This is a genomic window from Herbaspirillum huttiense (genome assembly GCF_004367745.1).
GTDB lineage: Bacteria > Pseudomonadota > Gammaproteobacteria > Burkholderiales > Burkholderiaceae_D > Herbaspirillum > Herbaspirillum huttiense.
This window is the reverse complement of sequence record NZ_CP037993.1, coordinates 3,896,691-3,922,680: the sequence shown is the minus strand read 5'-3', so window position 1 is coordinate 3,922,680 and position 25,990 is coordinate 3,896,691. Positions and strand designations below refer to the sequence as shown.

Genomic DNA, 25,990 nt, shown 5'->3' with positions numbered 1-25,990 from the left:
TCGGCGGCTTTCCCGGACGCAAGACCAAGGGGAGGGGGACACAGCGACACACAGAACCCCCGCAGCTCGACCAACGATTCGAACAACGGAGCGCACCGTGCGGGTTTATTCCAGCCAAGCTGAAGAACGTATTGCCATGTTGAAGCGCCAGGGCAAGGGCGCCTTTTCCGGACCGCCGCTGCCGCTGGGGCCGCTGATCGGTTTTTCCGTCGCCATCCTGGCGGTGGTGCTGATTGCCCTGTTTACCTGGGAAGCCTCGGTCAGCCGTGGCCTGGCGGCGAATGCCGTCTCGCACACCATGAAGGTGCGCGAGCAGTTGCAGGTGCTGGTCTCCACGCTCAAGGATGCCGAGACCAGCCAGCGCGGTTTCCTGCTCACGGGCACCGAATCCTATCTGAGCCCCTACAACCAGGCACGCGCCGCGTTGCCTGGGGAGATCGCCAGGCTGCGCGAGCTGCTCTCCGACAATCCGGATCAGTTGCAGCGCCTGTCGCAGATCGAGCGCGTGGTCGCCGACAAACTTGAAGAACTGGCCGAGACCGTCAGCCGCCGTCGCAATGGCGATGCGGCCGGCGCATTGGCCGTGGTGCAATCCGATCGCGGCAAGATGTTCATGGACCGCGTGCGCGTGCTGTCGCGCGACATGGAAGAACAGGAACGCGACCTGCTGGCCAGCCGCCAATCCGACTGGCGCGATGCCGTGGTGTTTTCCACCGCCGTGGCCTGGGGCGGCTCGGGCTTGCTGCTGGTGCTCATCATTGCCGCAGCCATGACCACTTCGCGCGATTACCGCGCCCGCGAAAAACAGACCTGGATCCGCAACGGCCAGATGGGTCTGGCCGAACGCCTGCAGGGCGAACAACGCCTGGGGGCGCTGGGTGAAAACACGCTGGCCTTCCTGACCGCCTACCTCAATGCTCAGGTCGGCGCGATCTACCTGCGCACCGATAGCGGCGACTTCCAGCGCTTCGCCGCCTATGCGCTGGAAGAAAACGAGAGCGAACAACCGCCGCACCTGCGTGATGGCCAGGGCCTGCTGGGCCAGGCCGCCAAACTCAATCGCGCCATGCACGTCAAGGAAGTGCCGGCGCAATACCTGACCGTTTCCTCTTCCGTGGGACGCCATGCACCGCGTGAGCTGCTGATCGTGCCGGCAGCGGCCGATGGTGTGGTGCAAGCCGTGTTTGAACTTGGCTTCCTGCGCCAGGTGCGGGCCGAGGAAGAAGAGCTGCTGGCGCGGCTGTCGGACCAGATCGCCATTGCCGTGCGTTCCTCCAAGGACCGCACCCGTCTGGAAGAACTGCTGGAAGAAACCCAGCGCCAGTCCGAGGAATTGCAGGCACAGCAGGAAGAACTGCGCGTCAACAACGAAGAACTGGAAGAGCAGGGCCAGGCCCTGAAGGCCTCGCAACTGCGTTTGGAAACCCAGCAGGCCGAGCTGGAAGAAACCAATGCCCAGCTGGAAGAACAGACGCAACTGCTGGAAATCCAGAAGGACGACCTGGCCAAGACCCAGGTGGTGCTGGTGGAAAAAGCCACCGAGCTGGAGCGCGCCAACCAGTACAAGAGCGAGTTCCTGGCCAACATGAGCCACGAGCTGCGCACGCCGCTGAACTCCACCCTGATCCTGGCCAAGCTGCTGGCCGACAACAAGCAGGGCAACCTGTCCGACGAGCAGGTGCGTTTCGCGCAAACCATTTCCTCGGCGGGCAATGATTTGCTGGCCCTGATCAACGACATCCTCGATCTCTCGAAGATGGAAGCGGGCAAGCTGGATATCGTTTCCGAATCCTTCGTGGTCAGCAAGATGGCCGAGGAACTCAAGGCCAGCTTCGCCATGACGGCCCAGCAGAAGGGCCTGGGCTTCAAGGTCGAGGTCGATCCGGGCGTGCCGCAGCGTATGGAAACGGACATGCAGCGCCTGGGCCAGATCCTCAAGAATCTGCTCTCCAACGCCATCAAGTTCACCGAGAAGGGCGAGGTCAGCCTGCGCATCTATGCGGATGCGGGCGGCCGCATCGCCTTTGCCGTGCGCGATACCGGCATCGGCATCGGGGCCGACCAGCATCAGTTCATCTTCGAAGCCTTCCGCCAGGCCGATGGCAGCACCCATCGCAAGTACGGCGGCACCGGGCTGGGCCTGTCGATCTCGCGCGACCTGGCGCATCTGCTGGGTGGCGATATTCAGGTGCAGAGCCGGGTAGGCGAGGGCAGCATCTTCACGCTCTCGCTGCCGCAGATTTACAGCGGCGAGCAGGCCGTAGTGCGGACGCCGGCGGCCGTTGCCGCACCGTCGCCGGCGGCTGCGACCTTGCAGGCGGCGCAAGTTGCGACTGCGCCAGATATCCGTATCCCCAGCCCGCAGGTGGTGCCCGGCGCGCCGGCGAAACTGCAGGACATCGCCATCGATGATGACCGTCACCGCATTGAATCGTCCTCGCGCCTGATCCTGGTGATCGAGGATGACACCGCCTTCGCCATGATCCTGCGCGACCTGGCGCACGAGATGGGCTTCCAGTGCGTGGTCACGCATTCGGCCAATGAGGGCGTGTCGGCGGCGGAGATGTATCGCCCCAGCGCCATCCTGATGGACATGAACCTGCCTGACTTCTCCGGCCTGGGCGTGCTGGATCAGATCAAGCGCAATCCCAAGACCCGCCACATCCCGGTACACGTGGTCTCGGTGGCCGATTATTCGCACGAGGCACTGGAGCGCGGTGCCATCGGCTACGCATTGAAGCCGGTGCAGCGAGAAGAACTGGTAGGTGCGATCCGCAAGCTGGAAGCCAAGTTCCTGCAGGGCCTGCGCCATGTCCTGGTGGTCGAGGACGATGCGCGCCAGCTCGACAGCATCCGCCAGTTGCTGGCCGGCGAGAACATCAACCTGGTCGGCGTGCGCACGGCCGCCGACGCATTGGCCCGCCTGCGCGAGACCACCTTCGATTGCATGGTGATGGACCTGAACCTGCCCGATCTGTCCGGCTATCAGTTGCTGGAAAAGATGGCCGAGCAGGAACACGTGGCTTTCCCGCCGGTGATCGTCTATACCGGCCGTTCGCTGTCGGCCGAGGAAGAGCAGCACCTGCGCCGCTTCTCGCGTTCCATCATCATCAAGGATGCGCGCTCGCCGGAACGCCTGCTCGATGAAGTCACGCTGTTCCTGCACCAGGTGGAAACCACGCTGCCGCCGGAGAGCCAGCGCATGCTCAAGGTGGCGCGCGACCGCGAGACGGTGTTCGAAGGCCGCCGCATCCTGGTGGTGGAAGACGACGTGCGCAACATCTTTGCGCTATCCTCCGTGCTGGAACCCAAGGGCATGAAGGTCGACATCGCCCGCAACGGCCGCGAAGCCCTGGAGGCCCTGCAGCGCAGCCAGGAACAGCCGGGCGCGCCGATCGATCTGGTGCTGATGGACATCATGATGCCGGAGATGGATGGCCTGACCGCCATGCGCGAGATCCGCAAGCAAGCCGTCTGGAAGCGCCTGCCCATCATCGCCCTGACCGCCAAGGCCATGAAGGATGACCAGGAGAAATGCCTGGCCGCCGGCGCCAACGATTACATCGCCAAGCCTTTGGATGTGGAAAAACTGCTGTCCCTGGTACGCGTATGGATGCCGAAATAAACCAGGCACTGGCCAACCAGCATTTCGATATCGAGATGCAGTTGTTGCTGGATGCCATCTACCTCAAGTATCACTGCGACTTTCGCGGTTATGCCGGTGCGTCACTCAAGCGCCGCCTTGCTACCGCCATGATCCGGTTCGGCTGCGAAACACTGTCGCAATTGCAGGACAAGGTGCTGCATGATGCGACGGTATTCCCCGCGCTCATGGATTACCTCACGGTGCAGGTCAGCGAGATGTTCCGGGATCCCGGCTATTTCCTGTCGTTACGGGAGAAGGTGATCCCGCTGTTGCGTACCTATCCATCCTTGAAGATCTGGGTAGCCGGCTGCAGCAGCGGCGAGGAAGTCTATTCGCTGGCGATCCTGTTGCGCGAGGAAGGCTTGCTCGACCGCAGCATCATCTACGCCACCGACATCAACCAGGCCGCGCTGAAGAAGGCCGAGGCCGGCGTCTACGAGCTCGACCGTATCCCCGGTTTCACCAGCAACCACCAGAAATCCGGGGCCAAGACCTCGCTTTCGGATTACTATACGGCCGCTTACGGTGCCGTCGTCTTCGACAAGTCGCTGCGCAAGAACGTGGTCTTCTCCGATCACAGCCTGGCCACCGACAGTGTCTTTGCCGAGATGCACCTGGTGTCCTGCCGCAACGTGCTGATCTATTTCAACCGCCATTTGCAGGAGCGCGCGCTGGGCCTGTTCCGTGAATCGCTGGTGCGCAAGGGCTTCCTGGGACTGGGTTCGAAGGAATCGATGCGTTTCTCGACGCACGGTCCTGCCTTCGATGAAGTGGTGCGGGAAGATCGCATCTTCCAGAAGAAGGGGGAGCTATGAGCCTCGTCCCGCTGCCGGCCCTGGGTGGCCGTGCGATTGATGCGATCGTCATCGGTGCCTCTGCCGGTGGCGTGGAAGCCTTGTCGGAAATCCTGCCGGCGCTGCGGCGTGGTGCGCAGGTGGCGACCATGGTGGTACTGCACATTCCGCGCGAACGCCCCAGCTTGCTGGCCACCATCTTCGCCGATCGCTGCGGCCAGCCGGTAGTGGAAGCGCAGGACAAGGAGCCGGCGCAGCCGGGCGTGATTTACTTTGCGCCACCGGATTATCATCTGCTGGTGGATCGCAGTGATCAGGGGCCGGTGCTGGCCATGTCCAACGATGAACTGGTGAATTATTCGCGCCCGGCCATCGATGTGCTGTTCGAATCGGCGGCCGATGTTTACCGCGAGCGTTTGCTGGGCATCGTGCTGACCGGCGGCAATCATGACGGAGCGGCCGGATTGCAGGCCATTGCGCGCGCCGGTGGCGTGACGGTGGTACAAAGTCCGCAACAGGCACAGGTACCTTACATGCCGGCGCAGGCATTGGCGCTGGGACAGATTGATTATGTGCTCACGCTCCCGCAGATCGCCGATCTGCTGCGCACCCTGGGCGTATCGGGGAATGACCAGGAAAAGGAACGCAGGTGACAGAAAAATACAAAGACAGAGACCTGCCACGGGTGAAATTCCTGCTGGTCGATGATCTCGACGAAAACTTGTTGGCCCTCTCGGCCCTGCTGCAGCGGGACGATGTCGAGCTGCTGCTGGCCCGCTCGGGCCTGGAGGCGCTCGAACTGCTGCTGCAGCATGACGTGGCACTGGCCTTCCTGGACGTGCAGATGCCGGACATGGATGGCTTCGAGCTGGCCGAGCTGATCCGCGGCAGCGAGCGTACCCGCAACGTGCCGCTGATCTTCGTCACGGCGGGTGTACGTGATGAGCGCCGCCAGTTCAAGGGCTATGAGAGTGGTGCAGTGGACTTCCTCTACAAGCCCATCGAGCCGCATATCCTGCGCAACAAGGCCGATGTGTTCTTCCAGCTGTATCGCCAGAAGCAGTTGCTGGCGCTGGAGTTGAAGCAGCGCACCGAGACCCTGCGCATGAACGAAATGTTCGTGGCCATCCTCGGTCACGACCTGCGCAATCCCCTGAGTGCGGTGGTGATGGCGGCCACGCTGCTGCAGCGGACGTACAAGGAAGAGGTGGCACAGAAGGCCTCGCAACAGATTCTCAACGGTGGCAAGCGCATGGCCAAGCTGATCGACAACATGCTCGATCTGGCCCGCGCGCGCCTGGCCGGCGGCATCCCGCTGGTGCGTGCCAGTGCCTGCCTGGGCGAGATCACCGAACGGGTCGTACAGGAATACCAGGCCACGTATCCGGGCAGTGTGGTCGAGCGCCGTATCGAGGGCGATGACAATGGCTATTGGGATGGCGACCGCCTGGGCCAGGTAGTGGCCAATCTGCTGGGCAACGCTTTGCAGCACGGCGCGGCGGACAGTCCGATCTGCATCGGCATCGATGGCCGCAGCGAGCAGGAAGTGGTCATGACCATCGCCAATCGCGGTGTCATTCCGGCGGCCTTGTTGCCGGTGATCTTCGATCCCTTCCGCGGTGGCGAGCGTGAGGTCGGCCGCAAGGAAGGTCTCGGACTGGGCCTGTTCATTGCCCAGCAGATCGTCAAGTCGCATGGTGGAAGCATCACCATGAGTTCGGATGACCAGGTGCAGACCATGGTGACGGTGAGGTTGCCTAGGCGCTGAGCGTCGTTGCATCCGTAGTGAATGAATTGGGCGATGGCCACGGCGGCAAGCAGAACTACGGAGTCAACCAGATTTCTGAAGGTGAAGAACCTTCCGCTTTTCCATCGGTCTTCTGCCAACAAAGTACGGAAGCATTTCAACTTTTCGATCCGGAGCCATCGACGTCCATGCACAACGCCAATCCCGATAATTCTGCCACCACGCCACATCTGAACAAGGCGCGCTATCTGGTGGTGGCGGGATGGGTGCTGTTCATGATCTCGCTGTTCCTTCCTTTGCAGAACACTGATCTGGGATACGCGGCCCTGATCTATTCGTTCGTCTTCCTGATGTCCATCTTTGATCGACTGGAACCGCAACTGATCTGGATGGGCAGTTACGCCTTGGTCAACGCCGGCATGATCGTTTCCCTTTTCATCGCCTGGAAGGGGCCACTGATCAGCCATCCACGCTGCTCTTTGTTCTTTACGCTGGCGGCCGTGGACACCTTGTTCGCTCCCCTCTTTGCGAAAGAGTTCACCCAGTACCCGGCATTCTGGTGCTGGGCAGCTTCGGCGATATTGGTGGCATCGGGTATGAATGTGGCTCGGTCTCAACAGCAAATATTTCTCCGCGCTAAACGCTAAGACATTAGTCCCAGGTGTTAGAAAAAAAACAGCGGTCTGTAATACACTTGCGGTGAGTAGCTCTCTATCTCACGAATTATTTTTCATCGGGAACCGTCGCTGCCGGCGTCCTTTGACATTGATTCCTTCAATCTGGATAAAGCAGAACCAGAGACTTACAGAGTTTCACTTGCGCATTAGAATCGTCGCGCAGACGATACGCAACCGATACGAAAATATGAGACGCTACCGATGAGTGGAGACTTTTTCCTACCAACAATACTAACTTTTGAGGTTGAACAAGTTTCGGCCTATATAGAATCATTTATCCATGAGAACCAGATAAAGTCTAAAGAGACCATCTGCCTCACTCTACGACTTGACGAAAACCAGAATATTCAACTCGAGTCAGGTCTTCTACTTTTCGATATCGCCTTTAATTTTTCGCTTTCGGATCATTGGAAATCGCCCTCCGACCTTGCTGCAGACCTCCCTGAAGACTGTCTTGGATTTCTCGTTAATACTGTACGTTCAGCCGCGGAGCCAATGGTGCATGGTGCTGCAATAGTTGCTGATTTGAATCTAGCGAGATCGCTGCTTGACAGGAATCTGAGGGCTAAGGTCGTCGTCAGCACGCCAACAATCGCGCAAAGAATAGACTCTAGTCAGCCATTCATCTGGCACGCCAATCGTGCCCATCGACTGGTCATCCAAAGTCTCCGGATCGAATTGACGCATTAAAACGTTAGATTTTCCTTTTTCCACCTAATGCTGTAACGCAAATTCCTGCTCCTTCGAGCAGGAATTTTTGTTGGGACCTACCGAGAAACCTCCTCGCAATACTCTCCTAGTCTTGCACAGGCTGTATTCAAGCTGTGCCGGCAAGACGACGTCCGTCAAGAAATCGCTTGTCAATCAAAGTTGATCGGTCTATATTGTGTGTACCGAACAGTACATACGGTACTGAAAGGTACACTAATTGGAGAAACATCATGTCGATTCGCCCGCCGCTTCCCCCTTTCACTCGTGAAACCGCCATCGAAAAAGTCCGTCTTGCCGAAAACGGCTGGAATACCCGTGACGCCGAAAAAGTTGCACTGGCCTATACCGAAGACAGCTGGTGGCGCAATCGCGCCGAATTCGCACAGGGCCGTGAAGCCATCACCGCGCTGCTCAAGCGCAAGTGGACGCGTGAGCTGGATTACCGTCTGGTCAAGGAGCTGTGGGCCTTCGACGGTGCGCGCATCGCCGTGCGCTTTGCCTACGAGTACCATGATGATTCCGGCCAGTGGTATCGCGCCTACGGCAACGAGAACTGGGAATTCGATGCGCAGGGCCTGATGCATCACCGTCACGCTTGCATCAACGAGCATCCGATCAAGCCGGAAGAACGCAAATTCCTGTGGGACAATAGTGGCCCGCGCCCGGCGGATCATCCCGGGCTGAGCGATTTCGGTATCTGAGGAAAATGAATGGCTAGAGTCATTGCGGAAAAAGACGATGTGATCCCCCTGCTGGCGGAAGTCTTCCGCACCTATGGCTTCGAGGGGGCGAGCCTGGCGCGCATCAGCGAAGGGACCAGGCTGGGCAAGGGGAGCATCTATCACTTTTTCCCGGGCGGCAAGGAGGAGATGGCGCAAGCCGTGCTGGGCCACGTGGATGCGTGGTTCCGGCAGCATGTGTTCGAGCCGTTGAACGAGCGTGACGATGCCGTGGCAGGCATCAAGGCCATGTTCGACGACGTCAGCCGCTATTTCCTCTCGGGGCAGCGTGTCTGCCTGGTCGGCGTATTTGCGCTGGGCAATGAGCGCGATCGCTTTGCCGTGATGGTGCGTGATTACTTCATCGCCTGGATCGATGCGCTCGCGTCCGCCCTGGTGCGGACCGGGCGCAAGCCCAAGGAAGCCAGAACGCTGGCCGAGGAGGTCGTGGGCGGAATACAGGGGGCGCTGGTGCTGGCGCGCGCCCTGGACAGTACCGATGTGTTTGCCGATGCATTGAAGCGTTTCCAGAAGCGGCTGTTGGGCTGATCTCCCGTCCAGCAGGTGAATGCAATGGCTTGGGGTTGCCGTTTTGTTCTGGGCGCTATCCGTGATCGGACAGGCCTTGTACTTGGTGTTTGAGTTTCAACGAGGATGACAACTGCGGATACAAGGGGGGGGACCTTGAAACACCGATTCATCAGATGGACGGCGATGTTGCTTTGGTCGACATGCCTGTTCGCCTCTGCAGAGGAAAAAAATCAACCGCCTGTGACGATGGAAAACTCCATTGGCATGCAGATGGTGCTGATCCCGGCGGGCGAATTCTGGATGGGAACCGAGGAGTCGCTGGCCGCGCTGAAGCAGGCCTATCCGGATTATGAGGAGCGGCGGCTGCGCGATCTCGACGATGAACGGCCGCGGCACAAGGTGCTGATCACCCATCCGTTCTATCTCGGGAAGCATCTGGTCACCGTGGCCCAGTTCGCGAAATTCGTAGCCGAGTCGGGCTATACCCCGGAATCCATTCGCGATCAGACTGGCGGTTACGGCTACAACCCGCATTACGATCCTGAGAAAACCGAACGCAAAGACGCATTCGAAGGCCGCAGCCCGCAATACAGCTGGAAAAACCCCGGCTTCCCCCAGGCCGATGATCATCCGGTACTCAACGTCACCTGGAATGATGCATCAGCCCTTGCAGCCTGGCTCAGTGAGAAAGAGCACGCGCACTATCGTCTGCCGACCGAAGCCGAATGGGAATACGCTTGCCGCGCGGGGACGACGACGCGCTATCCCAATGGCGATGATCCGGAGGGCCTGAGTCAGATCGCCAACACCTTTGATGCCGACGCTGCTCCCTACTGGCCACGCATGGCCGGTCGCGCGCTGAAGAGTCACGACGGCTTCGCCTTCACCTCGCCGGTGGGTAGTTTCCCCGCGAATGCCTTCGGGCTCTATGACATGGTAGGCAATGCCTGGGAATGGACCGCCGACTGGTATGGCGAAGAGACCTATGCGCGTTCACCGCTGGCCGACCCGCGCGGGCCGGCCAGCGGTGAAACCAAGGTGCGGCGCGGTGGCTCGAGGCATACCTGGTCACTGTATGCGCGGTGTGCCTTCCGGAACTGGAATACCGTCAGTACGCGCTATACGCTGGTGGGGATCAGGCTGGTGCGGGATGTGGAAGTTCAGCATTGAAAATGGCGTCGGGGGCTGCCAGCGCGTCGGCTTCCGCATCCGGCCAGAATGGCTCAGTAGCGCAGGACGTCAAATCACTTTCACGAACAAGCCAGCGACGATGGTTGGCACGTCCGAGCAGATCAGGTCGAACGCAGAGTGGATGAAGTAGTCCATGTGATTGCTCCGGTGAGGGTGACTGCGAGACTCAGCAGTAAGTGATGTTGGCCAGCGCTTCCAGCATGTGCATGAACCAGTGGCCGTCGTCGGCACGATAGCGGCAGATGGTGGTGGCAGCGGCATTGCCGGCAGCAGCAAGGGACATGAGGGCAGCGACGAGGCAGGTAGCGTGGATGCGCATGGTGTTCTCCGGTTGGGTGAGGATCGGTGCGGCTGGTATGGGTGAAGCTTGATCCTCGGGGGTTTCAACCGGATTTCAGCGGAGCGGAGACGTGTTTCAGTTGAAATGGGGGCGTTCAGCAACGCGCGGAGGGAGTGGGTGGGTTGAGATTCTCAAGCAAGAAAAACTCTCCCTCCGGCGAAGAACGGACGAACGTTTCACCTGCTTGAACGCCGTCTGTTCATCGCACTACAGGAGTGTCATCGTTATACCCCGTCACCGGGGTTCTTCCCCTTTCCCGCTGCAAGGAAACCCAGTTTCTCCATCGCATCCTGGGTTTCCAACAGCATCGTTGCTACTTCCGCGACAGTCACTCGCAGGCCAGTGGCACGCTCCCTCATGAATTGGTAAGCGCTTTCTTCGCTGTGCTTCTGGTATTCAACCAGCACTCGAATCGCCTTCTCGATCTGCCGGCGTGACTTGATGGTCGATTCGAGCTTGTCTATCTTGGCCTGCTGCCGTTGTTGAAAACCCTGTGAAGAGCGCGCCAGCACCAGCGTACTCAGGATGCCTTGCGAGCGGAACGGACGTGTCAGCACACCGTGTGCCTTGGTGTCCAGCAACAGCTTCAAGGTGGTCGGGCTTTCATAGTCGGACAAGGCGACCAGGGCCGCATCCACGGCGCTGGCATTCCATCCGCTGCGTCCTTCGAGCTCCTGCGATATCTGGAAGAAAATGACGTCGGCTCCGGTCGGCGGCTCCGTTGGACTGGGCCAGATCACGCGCAGCCGGCAGCCGATGCGCTGCAACTGCTGGATCACTACGTCCCGGTCTTCTCCGGGCGGATAGACGACGGCTACGCAGATACTGCGCAGGTCCTCGTAAAGTCGGCGAAGGCTTTGTCCCATGACCTTACCTCAACCAGAAACCGGAAAAGCCGAAAGTGGAAAGATAGGGGTCCGGCTTGACGGGCTCCGACGCTTCCCAGGCGATGTCGAACTGTCCGTCGCTACGGCAGATGCCAATGCGCGGGGTAAGGGCGCAATGATTGTTGTCTGCGTCGACACTGATGCGCCCTTCAGGCGAATCGAATGACACCGTATGAGTGGCCTCCACCAGCTTGCGCCGGTCCAGGCTGCCTGCGCGCTGCAGGGCGCGCGCAAACAGGTGGACCTGGGCATAAGCCATCTCCGACCAGGTGCTGGTGGGCCGGTCGCCGAAACGCTTGCGCCAGAGGGCGAGGAAATGCCGGTTGCTCTCATTGTCCAGCGAACCGAAATAGGTCGCGGCTGTGATGTGGCCCGCGCAGTGCCGGGCACCGATCAGGCGGATCTCTTCCTCCGCCATCGAGAGGCTGGCGATCGGTGTGGTCGTCGGATCGAATCCGAACTCGGGATAAAGCTGGTAAAACAGCCGCGCCGATTGTCCCACCAGCGTCGAAAACACCACGTCGGGCTGGGCCGCCTTGATGTCGGTCAGCACCTCTTCCAGTTCGCCCCGGCCGGCTTCCAGCGGCAGGTAGATTTCATCGAGGATCTCGCCACCATGCTGCTCCACCATGTCGCGCATGACGCGATTGGATTCGCGCGGATAGATGTAGTCGGTACCTACCAGGAAGAAGCGGGTGCGCTTGTTCTGCATCAGGTAGGCGGCCAGCTGCACGCTGTTCTGGTTCGGGACGGCACCGGTATAGATCACGTTGGGTGAATACTCGAAACCCTCATAGAAGGAGCAGTACCACAGCAGTGCGTTGTTGCGTTCGATGACCGGCAGCACCGCCTTGCGGCTGGATGAGCGCGAGCAGCCGAATACCACGTTGATCTCGTCCTCCAGCAGCAGGCGCGTGACCAGCTTGCGATATTCCGTGATGTCGCCCTTGGGGTCGTAGGCCACCGGCACCAAGGGCCGGCCGAGCACACCACCGAGCTGGTTGATCTCTTCGATCGCCAGCGCGGTCCCGAAAAAGTGTTCAGATTCCGTGACCCCGGTTGCGCCCGACCGAGAAAACAGCACGCCAATGCGCCAGCCATCTTCCTGTCGCACGCGCGTATCCTGAGATGAAGTGGTATTCATGGTCGGTCCTTATCGGTCGAACAGCGCCTGCAAGCGGTCCGTGTCTTGCGTGGATTGCAGGGCCAGCATCAGCAGGATACGGGCTTTCTGCGGACTCAGGTCATCGGCGAAGACTGCGCCGACAGCCTTGAGGGTAGCACCGCCTCCGTCGAAACCGTAGGACGGCGATACGCGGCCATGGGGCACACGGGTGGAGATCACCACCGGGATGCCCTGTCCGGTGGCGTGCCGGATTGCCTCGTACATGTCGGCATTCACGTTGCCGCAGCCGAGCGCCTGGATCACGATCCCGCTTGCGCCCAGCGTCACCGCAGCGCGCAGCAAGTCACCGCTGGCTCCGCCGAACACGGGGATGATCTCGACCCGTGGCAAAGTACCGCCGAGCAAGGGCAGATGCTGGCGGCGCATCGGCCGGCGCGCGAAAACCACGCGATCTTCATCGGCTACCCCCAGCACGCCGAAATCACCGGACTTGAAGCTTTCGACGTCGGCAGTATGGGTCTTGCTGACATCGCGGGCGGCGTTGATCTGGTTGTTCATCGCAATCATCGCGCCCAGGCCGTGCGCTTGCGCGCTGGCGCACACACGCGCTGCGTTGAGCAGATTGCGCGGTCCGTCGAAATCCGGGCTGGAGGCATTGCGCTGCGCACCGATCAGCACTAGCGGCTTGTCGCTGGCCAGAGTCAGGTCAAGGAACCACGCGGTTTCTTCCAGCGTATCCGTGCCGTGGGAGACGATCACGCCGTCCACTTCCGGGCGCTCCAGCGCGGCTGCGGCAGCCTGCTGCAGGGCGATCCAGCGTGGCGGATCCATATAGCCGGACGGTACGTTGAAGAGATTGACGACCTCCAGCTGCGCGATGGCGCGGATGCCGGGCACGGTGGCCAGCAGCTCATCGCCCGAGAGGGCGGGCACCGGCGCCTTTCGGACCGGGTCGATTTTCATGGCAATGGTGCCACCGGTGGAGATGTAAACGCAGAGGGGCAGGTTGGATTGGGCTGAACTCATCATGGCATCGAATGGTTGGCAAGAAATATGCCCGCGGCCGCAGCGGCCCGGCACGCGGGATGGGGGATCGCACCGATTATCGTCACAGAGCCGGTGCCGGGACAAGCGGCGCAACCCATGCCCACGTCATACGCGCAAGTGCCCGAAGACAAGTTCTGCCGCGCCGTCGCGCTTGGCGGGGCCCTCCTCGACCAGCTCGCCCTGCTTGATGATGAGGTAGCGGTCCGCCACTTGCAGCGCGAAGGGCACGTTCTGTTCAACCAGCAGCAGCGTGGTGCCGTGCTGCCTGCGCTCCTCCTGCAGCGCGTTGGCCAGGCGGTCGATGACCGAGGGCTGCAAGCCTTCGGTGATCTCGTCCAGCAGGATCACCGAGGGCCGCATCATCAGGGCGCGTGCCAGCAACAGCATCTTCTGCTCACCGCCGGAGAGGGTGCCGGCGTATTGCTGCAGCCGGCTGCGAAACACCGGGAACAGGGGTTCGACGGCAGCGAAGCGCTCTTCGAACAACGCCGGCTGCGCCAGCCCCAGGCGCAGGTTGTCGCCGATGCTCAGTTCGGCGAAGAGGGCGTTCTCCTGTGCCGCATAGGCCACCCCCTGGCGGGCGATGCGGTGCGGTGCCAGGTGCGTGATGTTGCGCCCGTGCAGGTGGATCGCACCGCCCTGCTTGCCGAGGTAGCCCATGATGGTCTTGAGCAGCGTGCTCTTGCCCATGCCATTCTTGCCCAGCAGGGCTACGGCCTCGCCTTGCGCGATGTCCAGCGACACGCCGCGCAGCACGACCGACGCACGATAGCCGCTGGTAATGCCGTCCAACACCAGTGCCGATGATCTCATTGCGCCTCCGTTGCGTGGGTACTGCCTGAATAAATGGTGTTGACCAGTTCCGAATTGACCACCTCATCGAAACTGCCTTCCATGGCGATCGCACCTTGATGCAGCACTACGATGCGGGTGGCGATCTGCTGCACGAAATCAAGATCATGCTCCACCAGCAGGCAGCACAGCCGGTACTTGAGCGCGAGCGAAGACAGTACCCCGCCGATCTGCGTACGCTCGGCCTTGGTGAGCCCGGCGGTAGGTTCATCCAGCAGCACCACACGGGGCTCCAGCGCCAACACCATGGCCAGTTCCAGCGCCTGCTGCTGGCCGTGGGAGAGATCCCCGGCGACGCTGTCGAGTTTCTCATCCAGACCGGTGGCGCGCATCACGTGCAAGGCATAAGGGGGGAGATGCAGCACGTCCGCACGCCGGAACAGGGCCGGCCGTTCAAGCCGCGCACGGGCGATGCGCAGGCATTGCGCCACGGTCAGTGTGTCGAAGATATTGGCGTTCTGGAACTTGCGTCCCAGCCCGAGGCTGACGCAGTCCTCCGGCGGCAATTGGCCGATGTCGCTGCCGCACAGCGCGATGCTGCCGGCGCTGCGCTCGGCACCATCGCTCATGCAGCGCATCAGCGTAGTCTTGCCGGCTCCATTGGGACCAATCAGCCCGACCAGCTCGCCGGCACGGGCGGCGAAGTCGATGCCGCGCAGCACCTTCAGCGGGCCGAAGTGGCGGGCCACTCCCTGCATGCGGATCGCCTCCGCCTGCGCATCGCCGCCGGTCACGCCGGCACATTCTTCCAGGCCCGGCTGATGCGCGCTTGCGCGGCCCAGGCCAAGGGGGCGCAACAGCAGCGGCACCAGGCCCTGGGGCAGCAGTACGATCACCAGGATGAACGCTGCGCCCAGGATCAATTGCCAGGCAAAGGGCATGCTGCTGCTGAGATAGGCGGTGGCAACGTTGATCAATACGGCACCGATCAGTGGTCCCCACAGGCTGCCGCGCCCGCCCAGCGCGACCCAGATGATGAATTCCGTGCCCAGCGCGAAGCCGGCCAGCTCGGGTGCGACCACGCCACTGAAAGCGCCGTAGCCGAATCCGGCCAGACCGGCCAGTACTGCCATGGCCACCAGCAGCGTAATTTTCACCAGCGAGGTGTTGATGCCCAGATAGCTGCAGCGCTGCTCATTGTCGCGGATGGCGGCGAGCAGGCGGCCGGCATCGGAGCGCACCAGCAAGCAGCCGGCCAGCGCAGCCACTGCCAGCATGCCGCCCGAGATCCAATACCAGGCGTCGAGGGAAAAATCGAAGCTGTCATAACCGGTCAGCCCGGAACTGGAGCCGGTCCAGCTGCCACCCGACAGCAGCAGCTGGGTCAGCACGATGGGCAACACCAGCGAAATCACGGTGGCGAAGAACGGCGACGCACCGCGATAGAACGACAGCCATCCGGCCAGCGCCGCCACCGCTGCTGCGGCGGCGATGGTGGTGCCGATTGCCAGCATGACCGTGACAGGGCTGAAGCCGCCATGCGTGAACACCAGTCCGGCGGCATAGGCACCGATTCCGAAAAAAGCCGACTGGCCGAACGTGAGGTAGCCGGTATAGCCCCACAGAATATCGACGGTCATCGCAACGATGGCCATGAAATAGGCCTTGATGAGGATGTTTTGCAGGTAGGTGTCGAAGATCCACGGCCCGGCAGCCAGCAACAGCAGGCCCACACCGACGAACAGCAAGACGCTGCGCAGAGAATGGCGTACGCGTGCGGCACCTGCCCGTGAGGAAGGTGCGGCGGAAGAATGAGAGGAGTTACGCACGGGCCAGCCCCTTCGGTCGGATACGCAAGGTCACTGCAGCGAGGACGGCGATGGTGAGACCGCCGAGCACAGGATTGGCGTAGGTGCTGACCAGCACCTGCGCAGCACCGAATACCATGCAGGCCAGCAGCAGGCTCAGGATGGAGTGGCCGGAGATCATCACCAGCATGAAGGCACTGATCAGCCAGGGCAGTCCCATATTGGGGTCGACGCTGGAGAGCGGCGTGATCATCGCGCCGGCCAGTGTGCCCAGTCCGGCACCCAGGCTGAAGGTGACGAAACGTACGCGGCCGGAATGGATGCCCAGGCTGCTGGCCAGTTCCTCATTCATGATCACTGCGCGGGTACGCACGCCGAAATCCGTACCGTTGAGCAGCGCCGTGAGCAGCAGGCAGATGCCCAGCGCCAGCGGCACCAGCAACAGGCGGTAGGCGGAGTAGTCGACGCCGAGGATGTTCCAGGTCCCGGTCAGCGGTGCGTTGACGAACTGCACCTCGCGACCGAAGGCCATCACGATCAGTTGGCCAATCACGATGCTCAGTCCCCATGTCGCCAGGATGGCGTCCAGCGGCCGCTTGTACAGGCGGCGAACGATCATGCCTTCGACCAGCATGCCCACGGCGATACCGGCTACCAGCGCCAGCGGCCATCCCAGCCAGGGATCGAGCTGCAGACGCGTGGTTACGTAACTGGCGTAACCGCCCAAGGTCAGCAAGGCCCCGTGGGCGAAATTGACGATCTTCATGACACCGAAGATCATCATCAGTCCGGCGGTGACGACGAACAGCATCGCGGCCGTCGTCAGCATATCCAGCAATAGCGCCATGGCGCTCTCCTCTCGTTTCTCAGGCCGCCGCGGTCATGGCCGCGGCGGCGTTGTTATCGCAAAGCGGTCCTGCCTGCCGCCATCACTTGACGCTCGGGCACTGGTTGCCGGGGTCGACGCTGGCGAAGGTCTCCAGAATACGGATCGATCCGTCGGCCTGCACCTGGCCCAGGCGCATGGAAAGCGGCGCATGATGGCTCTTGTTCATCGCCACCGTGCCACGCGGACCGTTGAACGACACTTCGCCGAGCGCCTTGCTCACCTTGTCGCTGTCAGTCGATCCGGCTTTCTCGACGGCGGCCTTGTACAGATAGAAGGCTTCGTACTGGGGCTCGGACAATTCATTGGGGGTCTTCAGGTCGGCGCCGAATTTTTTCTTCAGCGCGTCCATGAATTTCCTGTTTTCCGCCGTATCGATGCTGGTCAGGTAAGAAGCCGACATGTAGAGCCCGGTGGCGGCATCGCCCATGGTCCTGGCGGTACCCTCGTCAATGGCGAGGTTGCCGTAGGGTAGCGTCAGACCGGCTCCCTTGAGCTGCTTCGCCAGCGACACATTGGGTGCGCCGCCGGCGGTGGCGCTGATCAGGGCGTCCGGCTTGCTGGCACGGATCTTGGAAACTACCGTGGTCCAGTCGCTGCCGTCGATGGGCAGGTATTCTTCGCCGACGACCTTGCCGCCTTTCTGCTCGATGTACTTCTTGGTGAATTCCAGCATGCCTCGGCCAAAGGCGTAGTCGCTGCCGACCAGGAAGAAGGTCTTGGCATTCATGGACTTGCTGAAGTAATCCACTACCGGCGCCACCTGTTGCTCCGGCACCCAGCCGTTGGCGTACATCCATTTATTGCACGAGCGACCCTCGTAGAAGGACGTGTAGATGTAAGGTACCTTGCCGCGGCTGATCACCGGCAGCGCGGCATTGCGTGCGGCGCTGGTTTCCATGGCGATGACGGCGTTGACCCTCTTTTGGAACACCAGCGTATCGAAAGCTTTCTGCGCGCCCACTGCGCCGGAGGCGTCATCGACGATTTCCAGCTCCAGCTTGCGTCCCATGATGCCGCCCGCGGCGTTGATTTCATCGACCGCCAGTTGCGAGGACTGCACTACGGCCGGTGCCACCACGCTGTTTGCACCCGATAGCCCGACCGCCACGCCGATGCGGATGGGCTCGGCGGCGTGGGCCGGCGCAGCTGCGGCAAGCAGGGAAAATGCGACAGCAAATACGCCATGGGGCAGCGCGAAAGTGAATCTGTTCATCATGAACTCCTCAGTCGGTGTGAGTGGATGGAATGGATCCTGAAAGAAAAGCGGTACGGCAAACGGCAAGCGGTTCAGTGCCGCGGCAGCGGCCAACCCGTGCCCAGCATCGGGTCGTAGAGGTCGTCGCGACGGTCGCGCAGCACATGGTTGAAGGGAGTGAGGTGGCGTGCCTGGCGCGACTCCTTGAGATTGAGGCTGGCATACAGTATTTGCTCGCCGTCCTCCGGTGCCGGCCCGGCCAGCGGCCAGCCTTGCGCGCCAATGATCACGCTCTGTCCGATGAAGGGCTGGCCGCGCTCGGTGCCGGTACGGTTGGCGCACACGATGGTGAGCGCGTTGCTATGGGCATTGGCCATCGCCAGTGAAGTTGCCATGGCTTGGCGGTTGTCTGGCTGCCCTGGCATCGGTACCCAGTTGGTTGGCATCGCCACGACGTCAGCACCCTGCATGGCAAGCAACCGATACACTTCCGGGAACCAGCCGTCGTAGCAGATCGCCACGCCCAGTCGTCCCCAGCGTGTGTGGAACAGGGGTAATCCCTTGTCGCCAGCTTCAAAGAACAGATGTTCGTCGCCCCACAGATGCAGCTTGCGGTAGACGCCCAGCCAGCCGTCAGGGCCAATCACCACAGCGGAATTGTAGAGCCGGTCGCCCTCGCGTTCGGCGATGCCGGCCACGACATGGATACCGTTGCGGCGCGCGGCGGCCATCCAGGCCTGGGTGGTGGGGCCGTCGGGCAGGACTTCCGCCAAGGCGAAGGCTTCGGCGCGGCTGGCGAAGACATAGCCGCTGTTGACCAGCTCGGGCAAGACCACCAGCTCGGCCCCCTCGGCGGCGGCGCGATCGATGAAGGCAATGGAACGGGCAACATTCTCTTCCTTGCGGCCAATGTGGGGCTCCATCTGGACGCTTGCCACCTTGATCAATGGAAACGAGGGCGGCGAGGTGTTTTCCTGTGACGACATGCGAATCTCCAAAACAAAAAGCCCCTGACTGCGCTTGATGCGCATGTCAGGGGCTTTCATAGCCGGTATGTATGGTCAGCAATATTGCTGGGAGTACTGCCTGGTGGCGTTCCTAGGCAGCGAGGCGATTATTGCATCACTCAAATGAACGCGTCAATACGTGTCATCATTGCTGGTCGTGTCACACCTTGCCCTTGTAAAGGCGATGTTGTGGTCAGCGTCGTCCGAAACGTCAGGCTAACTGAAGAGGGGGAGACGAAAAATCCAGCTGGACCGCTTTCTGTTGCGGTGGGGTTTTTCGCAGGTCGTGCATGGGGCCCAAGTCCCGATATCGATATCCACAGTAGGGAGTATCGTCAGTTATTTCATTAGTGAAGGACTGCTTCCGCCGCTAATATCATGATTCCTTGCTCCCCCAAGATGTATCGCGTTAGCGAGTATGTTCAATCCAAAAAGCACCCATTGATTTCTCGAGCTGATGATCATTGATCGACCTGATTTGCTTCTCTTCATCGTCTTCGCCCCATTAACAGGGGTTTCAATTATTGCGCGTCAGCTTATCCGGGAGTCGCTCTTCGCGCGGATCTTGAAAGCAAAAAATTTCCCCATCGGGGCGAGATGGTATTCGATCACGCAAGGTGGGATTGGAACGTCTCTCTCGCGTGAGCTTGTTTGGGGGCCTGCATCAAAAGCCATGCTCAAGGAAAAACAGCTACGCTTCTTGATTCTTGCCGCCCGAATGTTCTCGATCACACTCTGTGTGGGTTTTTCAGGAGTGATGCTGACCATGCTTTGGGTAGCACTGCTGCACTATCGGTAGCAGAATCGGATGAACGATTTTGGCCAAAATGAAAGTCCAGACATCATGTTCACCTGCCCCTGCTGTGGCCACGAGGTGTTTTCTGAACCACCAGGTTCTCATGAAATTTGCTCCGTCTGCTTCTGGGAGGACGATGAACTGCAGCTGTACTATCCTTATGCAAGCGGTGCCAATTCCTGCAGCCTGATGGAGGCCCAAGTCAATTTCGTGCAGTTTGGTGCTTGCGACCGAGCAATGGTGAAAACTGCACGCAAGCTCATGGAAGGTGATACGCGAGACGCCGGTTGGTTTCCGCTCCGGGAGCGGCCTGTTGATCTTCCCGGCATCGATGGGATTGAGCGCAAGAGCGTGACATCGCGCGGAGGCCTGTATTGCTGGATTCGACAATCGCGGCCCGATAGCAATTGAAGCGGGCAAGCGGCGATCAACAGGCGCAGAACTCTGCTCACGCAAAAACGCCTGCTCCATCGAGCAGGCGTTTTCATCTCAACTCTGATCAACTCTGATCAGTAACGATCGTTACTGATTCATCAGCTCACTGCCACCCATACCGCCGGGCATACCACCCCTTCATCCCCTGAATCAGCACCGCATAGGCGACCAGGATCGCCACCAGCCACGGGAAGTACGACAGCGGCAGCGCCTCCAGCTTGAAGTAATGCGCCAGCGGCGTCATCGGGATCGCAATGCCGATGGCCATGATGACCAGCGTCATCCCCATCAGCGGCCACGAGGCGCGGCTCTGGAAGAAGGGGATGCGGCGCGTGCGGATCATGTGCACGATCAGCGTCTGCGACAGCAGGCCTTCAATGAACCAGCCGGACTGGAACAGGGTTTGATGTTCCGGCGTGCTGGCGCCGAAGATATACCACATCAGCGCAAAGGTCGTGATATCAAAGATCGAGCTGATCGGACCGAAGAAGACCATGAAGCGGCCGATGTCACCCGCATCCCAGCGCTGCGGCTTTTCCAGGAATTCCTTGTCGACGTTGTCGAAGGGAATCGAGATCTGCGAGACGTCATACAGCAGGTTCTGCACCAGCAGATGCAAGGGCAGCATCGGCAGGAAAGGCAGGAAGGCACTGGCAATCAGGACCGAGAAGACATTGCCGAAGTTGGAGCTGGCCGTCATCTTGATGTATTTCAGCATGTTGGCGAAAGTCTTGCGGCCTTCCAGCACGCCTTCTTCCAGCACCATCAGGCTCTTCTCCAGCAGGATCAGATCCGCCGCTTCCTTGGCAATATCCACCGCCGTATCCACCGAAATACCGATGTCGGCAGCACGCAGGGCCGGGGCATCGTTGATGCCATCACCCATGAAGCCGACCACGTGTCCGCGATCATGCAGCACGCGCACGATGCGCTCCTTGTGCGCCGGCGAAAGCTTGGCGAAGACCGTCACCGTCTCCACCGCCTGCGACAGCTCCGCATCGCTCATCTTCTCGACATACGAACCCAGCAGCATGCCCTTGACCTCCAGCCCCACTTCGCGGCAGATCTTGGCGGTGACCAGTTCGTTGTCGCCGGTCAGGATCTTGACCTTCACGCCATGCGCACGCAATGCGGCCAGGGCAGGGGCGGTCGATTCCTTGGGCGGATCGAGGAAGGCGATGTAACCGATCAGCACCAGATCCGATTCGTCAGCCAGGCTGTACACCTCCTTGGTCGGCGGCAAGTCCTTGGCGGCCACGCCGACCACGCGCAGGCCCTCGGCGTTGAGGCTGCCGGTGGTGGCGCGGATCTCTTCCAGCAAGGCCGGGGTCAGCGGTACCACTTCGCCATTGACGCGGGCGCGCGAGCACACCGAGACGATTTCCTCGACCGCACCCTTGCAGATCAGCTCGTGGTGATCCTCGCGCTCGGACACCACCACCGACATGCGGCGGCGCTGGAAGTCGAAAGGAATTTCGTCGACCTTGCGATAGGCCGAGGCGATGGACATTTCACGTTGCAGCTCGGCGTGCTCCAGCACGGCCACGTCCAGCAGGTTCTTCAGGCCGGTCTGGTAATAACTGTTCAGGTAGGCGTATTGCAGCACTTCGTCGTCGGGTTCGCCATGAATGTCGGTATGACGTTCCAGGAAAATCTTGTCCTGCGTGAGCGTGCCGGTCTTGTCGGTACACAGCACGTCCATCGCACCGAAGTTCTGGATCGCATCGAGCCGCTTGACGATCACCTTCTTGCGCGACAGTGCTACCGCGCCCTTGGCCAGGGTCGAGGTCACGATCATAGGCAGCATCTCGGGCGTCAGGCCTACGGCCACGGAGAGACCGAACAGGAAGGCTTCCACCCAGTCGCCCTTGGTGAAACCGTTGATGAAGAACACCACCGGCGTCATCACCAGCATGAAGCGGATCAACAGCCAGCTGACCTTGTTGACGCCCGCCTGGAAGGCAGTCGGCGTGCGGTCAGTGGCGGTGACGCGCTCAGCCAGCGCACCAAAATACGTGCGCTTGCCGGTGGTCAGCACCACGCCCGTAGCCGAGCCGCTGACGACGTTGGTGCCCATGAAGCAGAGGTTGTCCAGCTCCAGCGGGCTGCTGGTGTTGAGGTTGCTGGGGGTGACGAATTTTTCTACGGGCAGCGATTCGCCGGTCATCGCGGCCTGGCTCACGAACAGGTCCTTGGCGGCCAGCAGGCGCAGGTCAGCGGGGATCATGTCGCCCGCCGAGAGCAGCACGATGTCGCCCGGCACCAGCTTGTGGATCGGCACCTCGACGCGGCGCGCGCCCTTGGGGTGCAGCATGACGTCGAAGTAACGCTGCGCCTCGGCGGCGATCTCTTCGACCTGGTCGTGGCGCATCACGGTCGCGGTGTTGCTGACCATGGCCTTGAGCTTGTCGGCGGCAGTGTTGGAACGCGCTTCCTGCACGAAGCGCAGCAAGGTCGAGACCACCACCATGGTGCCGATGACGATGGCGGCCTTCATGTCCTCGGTGTAGAAGGAGACCGCAGCCAGCAGGGTCAGCAGCAGGTTGAACGGGTTCTTGTAGCAGTGCCACAGGTGGACATACCAGGTCAGCGGCTTCTCGTGCTCGACTTCGTTGGGGCCACTGTGTTCACGGATGGCATCGGCTTCCGACTCGGTCAGGCCGTCGGGGCGCGATTGCAGGCGCTGCAGCAGGGCCTGGGCTTCGCTGCGGGAGGCTTCGCTCAATTGCTCGGCCAGGGTTTGCGGGACTTCCTTGGTCACCGGGGCGCTGCGGAACATGTCCATGCCCAGGCGGCGGAAGTGACGGTCCATACCGCGTGCGCGGATGAAGCTGACAAAGGTTTCTTTCAGCAGGTTCAGATTCATGGCGTGCTTCTTTTCTTGTTGGGCCTCGTCCCGTGGACGAAGCGGTTTGCATTGCGTCGGCCTGCAGCAGGGCAGGCCGGCATCGGGGTCAGCGCCGTGGACGGCCCCCGCTAAGACGGGCGGCCGGACGCGGCGCGCTGGGTCTTCGCGTGTTCATGATGAATGTGTCTGTCGCATTGCAGCCTCCGCCTGGTTGAGCGGAGACCCTGTCATCGGCACCTGACGGCGGCAACAGACGGGCAGCCGCATGGCGGCTGGCCATGCGGAAGGCGGTGCGTCATGACGCGCGCGGCATCAGGCGAGCCGGCTGCCGGCTCGATGGAGCGGGCAATGCGGTCGCGATGCAGCTGCGTTCTGACGCCGTGTCTGCGGCGGTCGATCGTCGATCTGTCGTTGTGAGGGAATGTCGTTGTCAGCGGCGCTGCTGAAAACCGGCCTGGAAAGACCGCGCGCTGCCGACATGAATTGCCGTCATCTGCCTGGTGCAAGATGACGACAGGATGAAGTCCTGCTGAAATCCTTGCTGAGGCTTAACCCGGAATTAACCGGCAACAACTGTCACCCGAACAAGTGCCCATGAGAGGGACTCCAAAAAATGAGAACGGGCGAATTCTACGCCCGCGCGGAAAACAGGGTCAAGGCAAATTCGCCCGCGTTGCCGAAAATTTGTGCATCTGCAACAAGATGGAGCGGAAGCTTTCTGCTTCACAGCGAGGATGGTGAAGCGGTATTTCGCTGCTCTGGACGCTGCTGTGCAGCACCGATTCTCGCCGGGTGAGCCTTGTCTTCCATGGTGTACGGCCTATACTCGAAACGAGGCAAGCCCGAACAGAGTACGCGCAGCTACCCGGCGCAAAACCAATAAACTCGACCAGGAGACGCATCATGCCCAACCTCATCATGAACAATCTGATGTTCTTCATCCCCATGGCGCTGGCGGGTTTGTTGCTCTGCGGCGAGGTTCCGGTGGCGTCACGGATGGTTCGAACCAGTTTGAGAGCAGTGGGCGCGGTCTTCGGCGCACTGCTCGCGCTTTTAGTACTGGAAGCACTGCCAGTGCTAATTTAGCGGGCTTTCTGCGGCCCGCTTTGCCGCTCGTTGCGGCAGTGGCCGGGGCATCGGCGCAGGCATTTTTTTAGGGAAGTACGCCTATCATTCCGTCATGCCGATCGCCCCGCCTTGATTTCCCTAGGTCGATGTTTTCACAGTGGTCTCGTGGCGGCCCCGAAAACATCGGCCTTTTTTGCGCCCATCGTTTTCGTGGCTTCTTCACGGCATGCCTATGTGCAGCAGGGAGGCGGCGGCTGATTGGGCATGCGCGGCGCGCGCTCCAGCGCCGGATCCCAGACCACCAGGCGATCGCGCCCGGTTTCCTTGGCGCAGTACATGGCGTGGTCGGCGCGTTGCAGCCAGACGAAATGAGCGTCCATGTCCGCAGAGAAGGGCACCAGTCCGGCACTGACCGTACAACCGTATAAATTGTTTTCATCATTTCTGGTGCGCGCCGCTTCGATCACCCGCTGTGACAGCGCCAGCGCATCGGCTGGCGACACGTCGCGCAGGATCACGCCGAATTCCTCACCACCGTAACGTCCGATGGCGTCCTGCTCGCGCAGCATGGTCCGCAGCAGGCGCGCGAAGTTGCGCAGCACCTCGTCGCCGATCAGGTGGCCCCAGGTGTCGTTGATGCTCTTGAAGTGGTCCAGGTCCAGCAACAGCAGGAAGGTCTGGTGCTGCGCGGAGCTCTGGCGGTGCAGGCGTTCGAATTCGCCCAGCAGCAGGCTCTCCCAGTAGCGGCGATTGAACAGCAGCGTGAGCCCGTCGAGCTGGCTGACGATCTCGAACTGTCGTGAACGATCGGCCAGCTTCTTCGACATCAGATAGGTCGACTGCCCCAGCGCGAGGGGATAGAGCATCATCATCGGCAGGCAGGCGAGGATGGTGGTCAGGTCCGATTGCGGCTGGAAATGCGCGCCCAGCAGCCACCATCCCAGCACGCCAGCCACCAGGCTGGCATACAGGCCGCGCATGAACAGGCGCAGTCCGCCGGCGGCAATATTGTCCATCGACAGCATCGAGATGATGACCGCACTGGGCACCAGGTTGCCCTGCAGCGCTGCAATCCAGAAGCCGCCAAAGGCGGCGTCGATCACCAGGTTGCGTCGTTCGGCACGATACGGGATCGCCGCCCTGAGGGCCCACTGGCGCGCCAGATGCGGCCACAGGTAGCCATGCACGCCCAGCAACAGCCACAGCGGCCATGGCACGGGATGCTGCAGGAAGCCGGCGGCGACGCAGAAAAATCCCACGCCAAGGCCAATCACCCGCAGACGGTAGATGCGCTGCACGAAGCGCACGCCCTTGCCGGCCAGCGCCGCCTGGCTCGCCTCGCCGGAACGCGCGGGACCGCGGCGAATCAGGGCCAGCGGGCTGAGCACGTCCAGCAGCAAGGCCAGCAGGCGTGCGGCGGGCGGTCGCGGGGTGGGGCAATCGGGATTGGAGGGGGAGGACATGTTCATGTTTTTCTTTCGTCTGGTCCGCGGGTGATGTCAGCCGGGCCAGCGGTCGCCGGAGTTTCTGGTACGCACGATTACATGCAAGCGATGATTATCAGTCACGCAGCGTAACGCCATGTGGCGGCTGTTCGCAAGCCCGCTCTGCGCTTGCTTTGACCGGGATCTTGCGCACACGGGGAACCGTTTCCGCCGGGCATTGGTCAGTGTCAGGCCGGGCCGTTCACATCGCGTCTTTCAAGCAGGATGAGAACAGACTCTAGTGTCGCATGG

General features: G+C 61.1%; 22 protein-coding genes. 11 read left to right on the top strand and 11 right to left on the bottom strand.

Annotated elements, in window-relative coordinates; translation table 11 throughout:
* Positions 1-136 precede the first annotated feature (136 nt).
* The 8 genes from E2K99_RS17585 to E2K99_RS17550 all read left to right on the top strand — a co-directional run bounded on the left by E2K99_RS17585 (position 137) and on the right by E2K99_RS17550 (position 9,995).
* Positions 137-3,625 (top strand): response regulator, encoded by a 3,489-nt coding sequence (locus E2K99_RS17585; protein ID WP_205703815.1) that lies wholly within the window; start codon positions 137-139, stop codon positions 3,623-3,625.
* Complete coding sequence (locus E2K99_RS17580) at positions 3,610-4,461, top strand: CheR family methyltransferase (protein ID WP_134223045.1); 852 nt, start codon at positions 3,610-3,612, stop codon at positions 4,459-4,461. The genes E2K99_RS17585 and E2K99_RS17580 overlap by 16 nt, the downstream gene beginning before the upstream one ends.
* Positions 4,458-5,093 carry a chemotaxis protein CheB gene (locus tag E2K99_RS17575; protein WP_039784527.1) on the top strand — a complete coding sequence of 212 codons (636 nt, stop codon included), beginning with the start codon at positions 4,458-4,460 and terminating at the stop codon, positions 5,091-5,093. The genes E2K99_RS17580 and E2K99_RS17575 overlap by 4 nt, the downstream gene beginning before the upstream one ends.
* Positions 5,090-6,208 (top strand): hybrid sensor histidine kinase/response regulator, encoded by a 1,119-nt coding sequence (locus E2K99_RS17570; protein WP_121045235.1) that lies wholly within the window; start codon positions 5,090-5,092, stop codon positions 6,206-6,208. Before E2K99_RS17575 ends, E2K99_RS17570 begins: the two co-directional genes overlap by 4 nt.
* A gap of 17 nt (positions 6,209-6,225) precedes the next feature.
* Complete coding sequence (locus tag E2K99_RS17565; RefSeq protein WP_240733745.1) at positions 6,226-6,834, top strand: hypothetical protein; 609 nt, start codon at positions 6,226-6,228, stop codon at positions 6,832-6,834.
* Between the two features lie 971 nt (positions 6,835-7,805).
* Positions 7,806-8,276 (top strand): nuclear transport factor 2 family protein, encoded by a 471-nt coding sequence (locus tag E2K99_RS17560; protein WP_121045233.1) that lies wholly within the window; start codon positions 7,806-7,808, stop codon positions 8,274-8,276.
* A 9-nt stretch (positions 8,277-8,285) separates the two neighbouring features.
* Positions 8,286-8,843, top strand: a complete 558-nt coding sequence (locus E2K99_RS17555; protein ID WP_121045231.1) for a TetR/AcrR family transcriptional regulator — start codon at positions 8,286-8,288, stop codon at positions 8,841-8,843.
* Positions 8,844-9,008: 165 nt separating this feature from the next.
* Positions 9,009-9,995, top strand: a complete 987-nt coding sequence (locus E2K99_RS17550; RefSeq protein WP_166675140.1) for a formylglycine-generating enzyme family protein — start codon at positions 9,009-9,011, stop codon at positions 9,993-9,995.
* Between the two features lie 187 nt (positions 9,996-10,182).
* On the opposite strand, the gene E2K99_RS25580 is transcribed toward E2K99_RS17550, so the two are convergent.
* The 9 genes from E2K99_RS25580 to E2K99_RS17510 form a co-directional block, all read right to left on the bottom strand.
* On the bottom strand, positions 10,183-10,335 hold the full coding sequence (locus E2K99_RS25580) for a hypothetical protein (RefSeq protein WP_158601286.1): 153 nt from the start codon (positions 10,333-10,335) through the stop codon (positions 10,183-10,185).
* Between the two features lie 245 nt (positions 10,336-10,580).
* Positions 10,581-11,222 carry an ANTAR domain-containing response regulator gene (locus tag E2K99_RS17545; protein ID WP_199725133.1) on the bottom strand — a complete coding sequence of 214 codons (642 nt, stop codon included), beginning with the start codon at positions 11,220-11,222 and terminating at the stop codon, positions 10,581-10,583.
* A 4-nt stretch (positions 11,223-11,226) separates the two neighbouring features.
* Entirely contained in the window at positions 11,227-12,387 is a 1,161-nt protein-coding gene (locus E2K99_RS17540) for a transporter substrate-binding domain-containing protein (RefSeq protein WP_134223044.1), read from the bottom strand.
* A gap of 9 nt (positions 12,388-12,396) precedes the next feature.
* Positions 12,397-13,398, bottom strand: coding sequence for an asparaginase (locus E2K99_RS17535; RefSeq protein ID WP_134223043.1), 1,002 nt, complete (start codon positions 13,396-13,398; stop codon positions 12,397-12,399).
* A 123-nt stretch (positions 13,399-13,521) separates the two neighbouring features.
* Positions 13,522-14,229, bottom strand: coding sequence for a branched-chain amino acid ABC transporter ATP-binding protein (locus E2K99_RS17530; RefSeq protein WP_134223042.1), 708 nt, complete (start codon positions 14,227-14,229; stop codon positions 13,522-13,524).
* The gene (locus E2K99_RS17525; protein WP_134223041.1) at positions 14,226-16,037 is read right to left on the bottom strand and encodes an ABC transporter permease subunit; all 1,812 of its coding nucleotides are present in this window, start codon (positions 16,035-16,037) and stop codon (positions 14,226-14,228) included. The genes E2K99_RS17530 and E2K99_RS17525 overlap by 4 nt, the downstream gene beginning before the upstream one ends.
* Entirely contained in the window at positions 16,030-16,863 is an 834-nt protein-coding gene (locus tag E2K99_RS17520; RefSeq protein WP_134223040.1) for a branched-chain amino acid ABC transporter permease, read from the bottom strand. The genes E2K99_RS17525 and E2K99_RS17520 overlap by 8 nt, the downstream gene beginning before the upstream one ends.
* A gap of 82 nt (positions 16,864-16,945) precedes the next feature.
* A complete protein-coding gene (locus E2K99_RS17515) occupies positions 16,946-18,118 on the bottom strand; it encodes a substrate-binding protein (RefSeq protein WP_134223039.1) in 1,173 nt (390 codons plus the stop codon).
* A 74-nt stretch (positions 18,119-18,192) separates the two neighbouring features.
* Positions 18,193-19,086, bottom strand: a complete 894-nt coding sequence (locus tag E2K99_RS17510; protein WP_034336282.1) for a nitrilase family protein — start codon at positions 19,084-19,086, stop codon at positions 18,193-18,195.
* 478 nt (positions 19,087-19,564) lie between these two features.
* Here E2K99_RS17510 and E2K99_RS17505 point away from each other — a divergent pair, with 478 nt between their 5' ends.
* Positions 19,565-19,906, top strand: coding sequence for a hypothetical protein (locus E2K99_RS17505; protein WP_134223038.1), 342 nt, complete (start codon positions 19,565-19,567; stop codon positions 19,904-19,906).
* 9 nt (positions 19,907-19,915) lie between these two features.
* Positions 19,916-20,314 carry a CPCC family cysteine-rich protein gene (locus E2K99_RS17500; protein ID WP_240733744.1) on the top strand — a complete coding sequence of 133 codons (399 nt, stop codon included), beginning with the start codon at positions 19,916-19,918 and terminating at the stop codon, positions 20,312-20,314.
* Between the two features lie 127 nt (positions 20,315-20,441).
* Here the strand turns inward: E2K99_RS17500 and mgtA are convergent, their stop codons facing one another.
* The gene (gene mgtA / locus E2K99_RS17495; protein WP_134223037.1) at positions 20,442-23,204 is read right to left on the bottom strand and encodes a magnesium-translocating P-type ATPase; all 2,763 of its coding nucleotides are present in this window, start codon (positions 23,202-23,204) and stop codon (positions 20,442-20,444) included.
* An 885-nt stretch (positions 23,205-24,089) separates the two neighbouring features.
* Between mgtA and E2K99_RS17490 the strand changes: the two genes are divergently transcribed.
* Positions 24,090-24,272 carry a hypothetical protein gene (locus E2K99_RS17490; protein WP_006462830.1) on the top strand — a complete coding sequence of 61 codons (183 nt, stop codon included), beginning with the start codon at positions 24,090-24,092 and terminating at the stop codon, positions 24,270-24,272.
* 212 nt (positions 24,273-24,484) lie between these two features.
* On the opposite strand, the gene E2K99_RS17485 is transcribed toward E2K99_RS17490, so the two are convergent.
* Entirely contained in the window at positions 24,485-25,723 is a 1,239-nt protein-coding gene (locus E2K99_RS17485) for a diguanylate cyclase (protein ID WP_240733743.1), read from the bottom strand.
* Positions 25,724-25,990 lie beyond the last annotated feature (267 nt).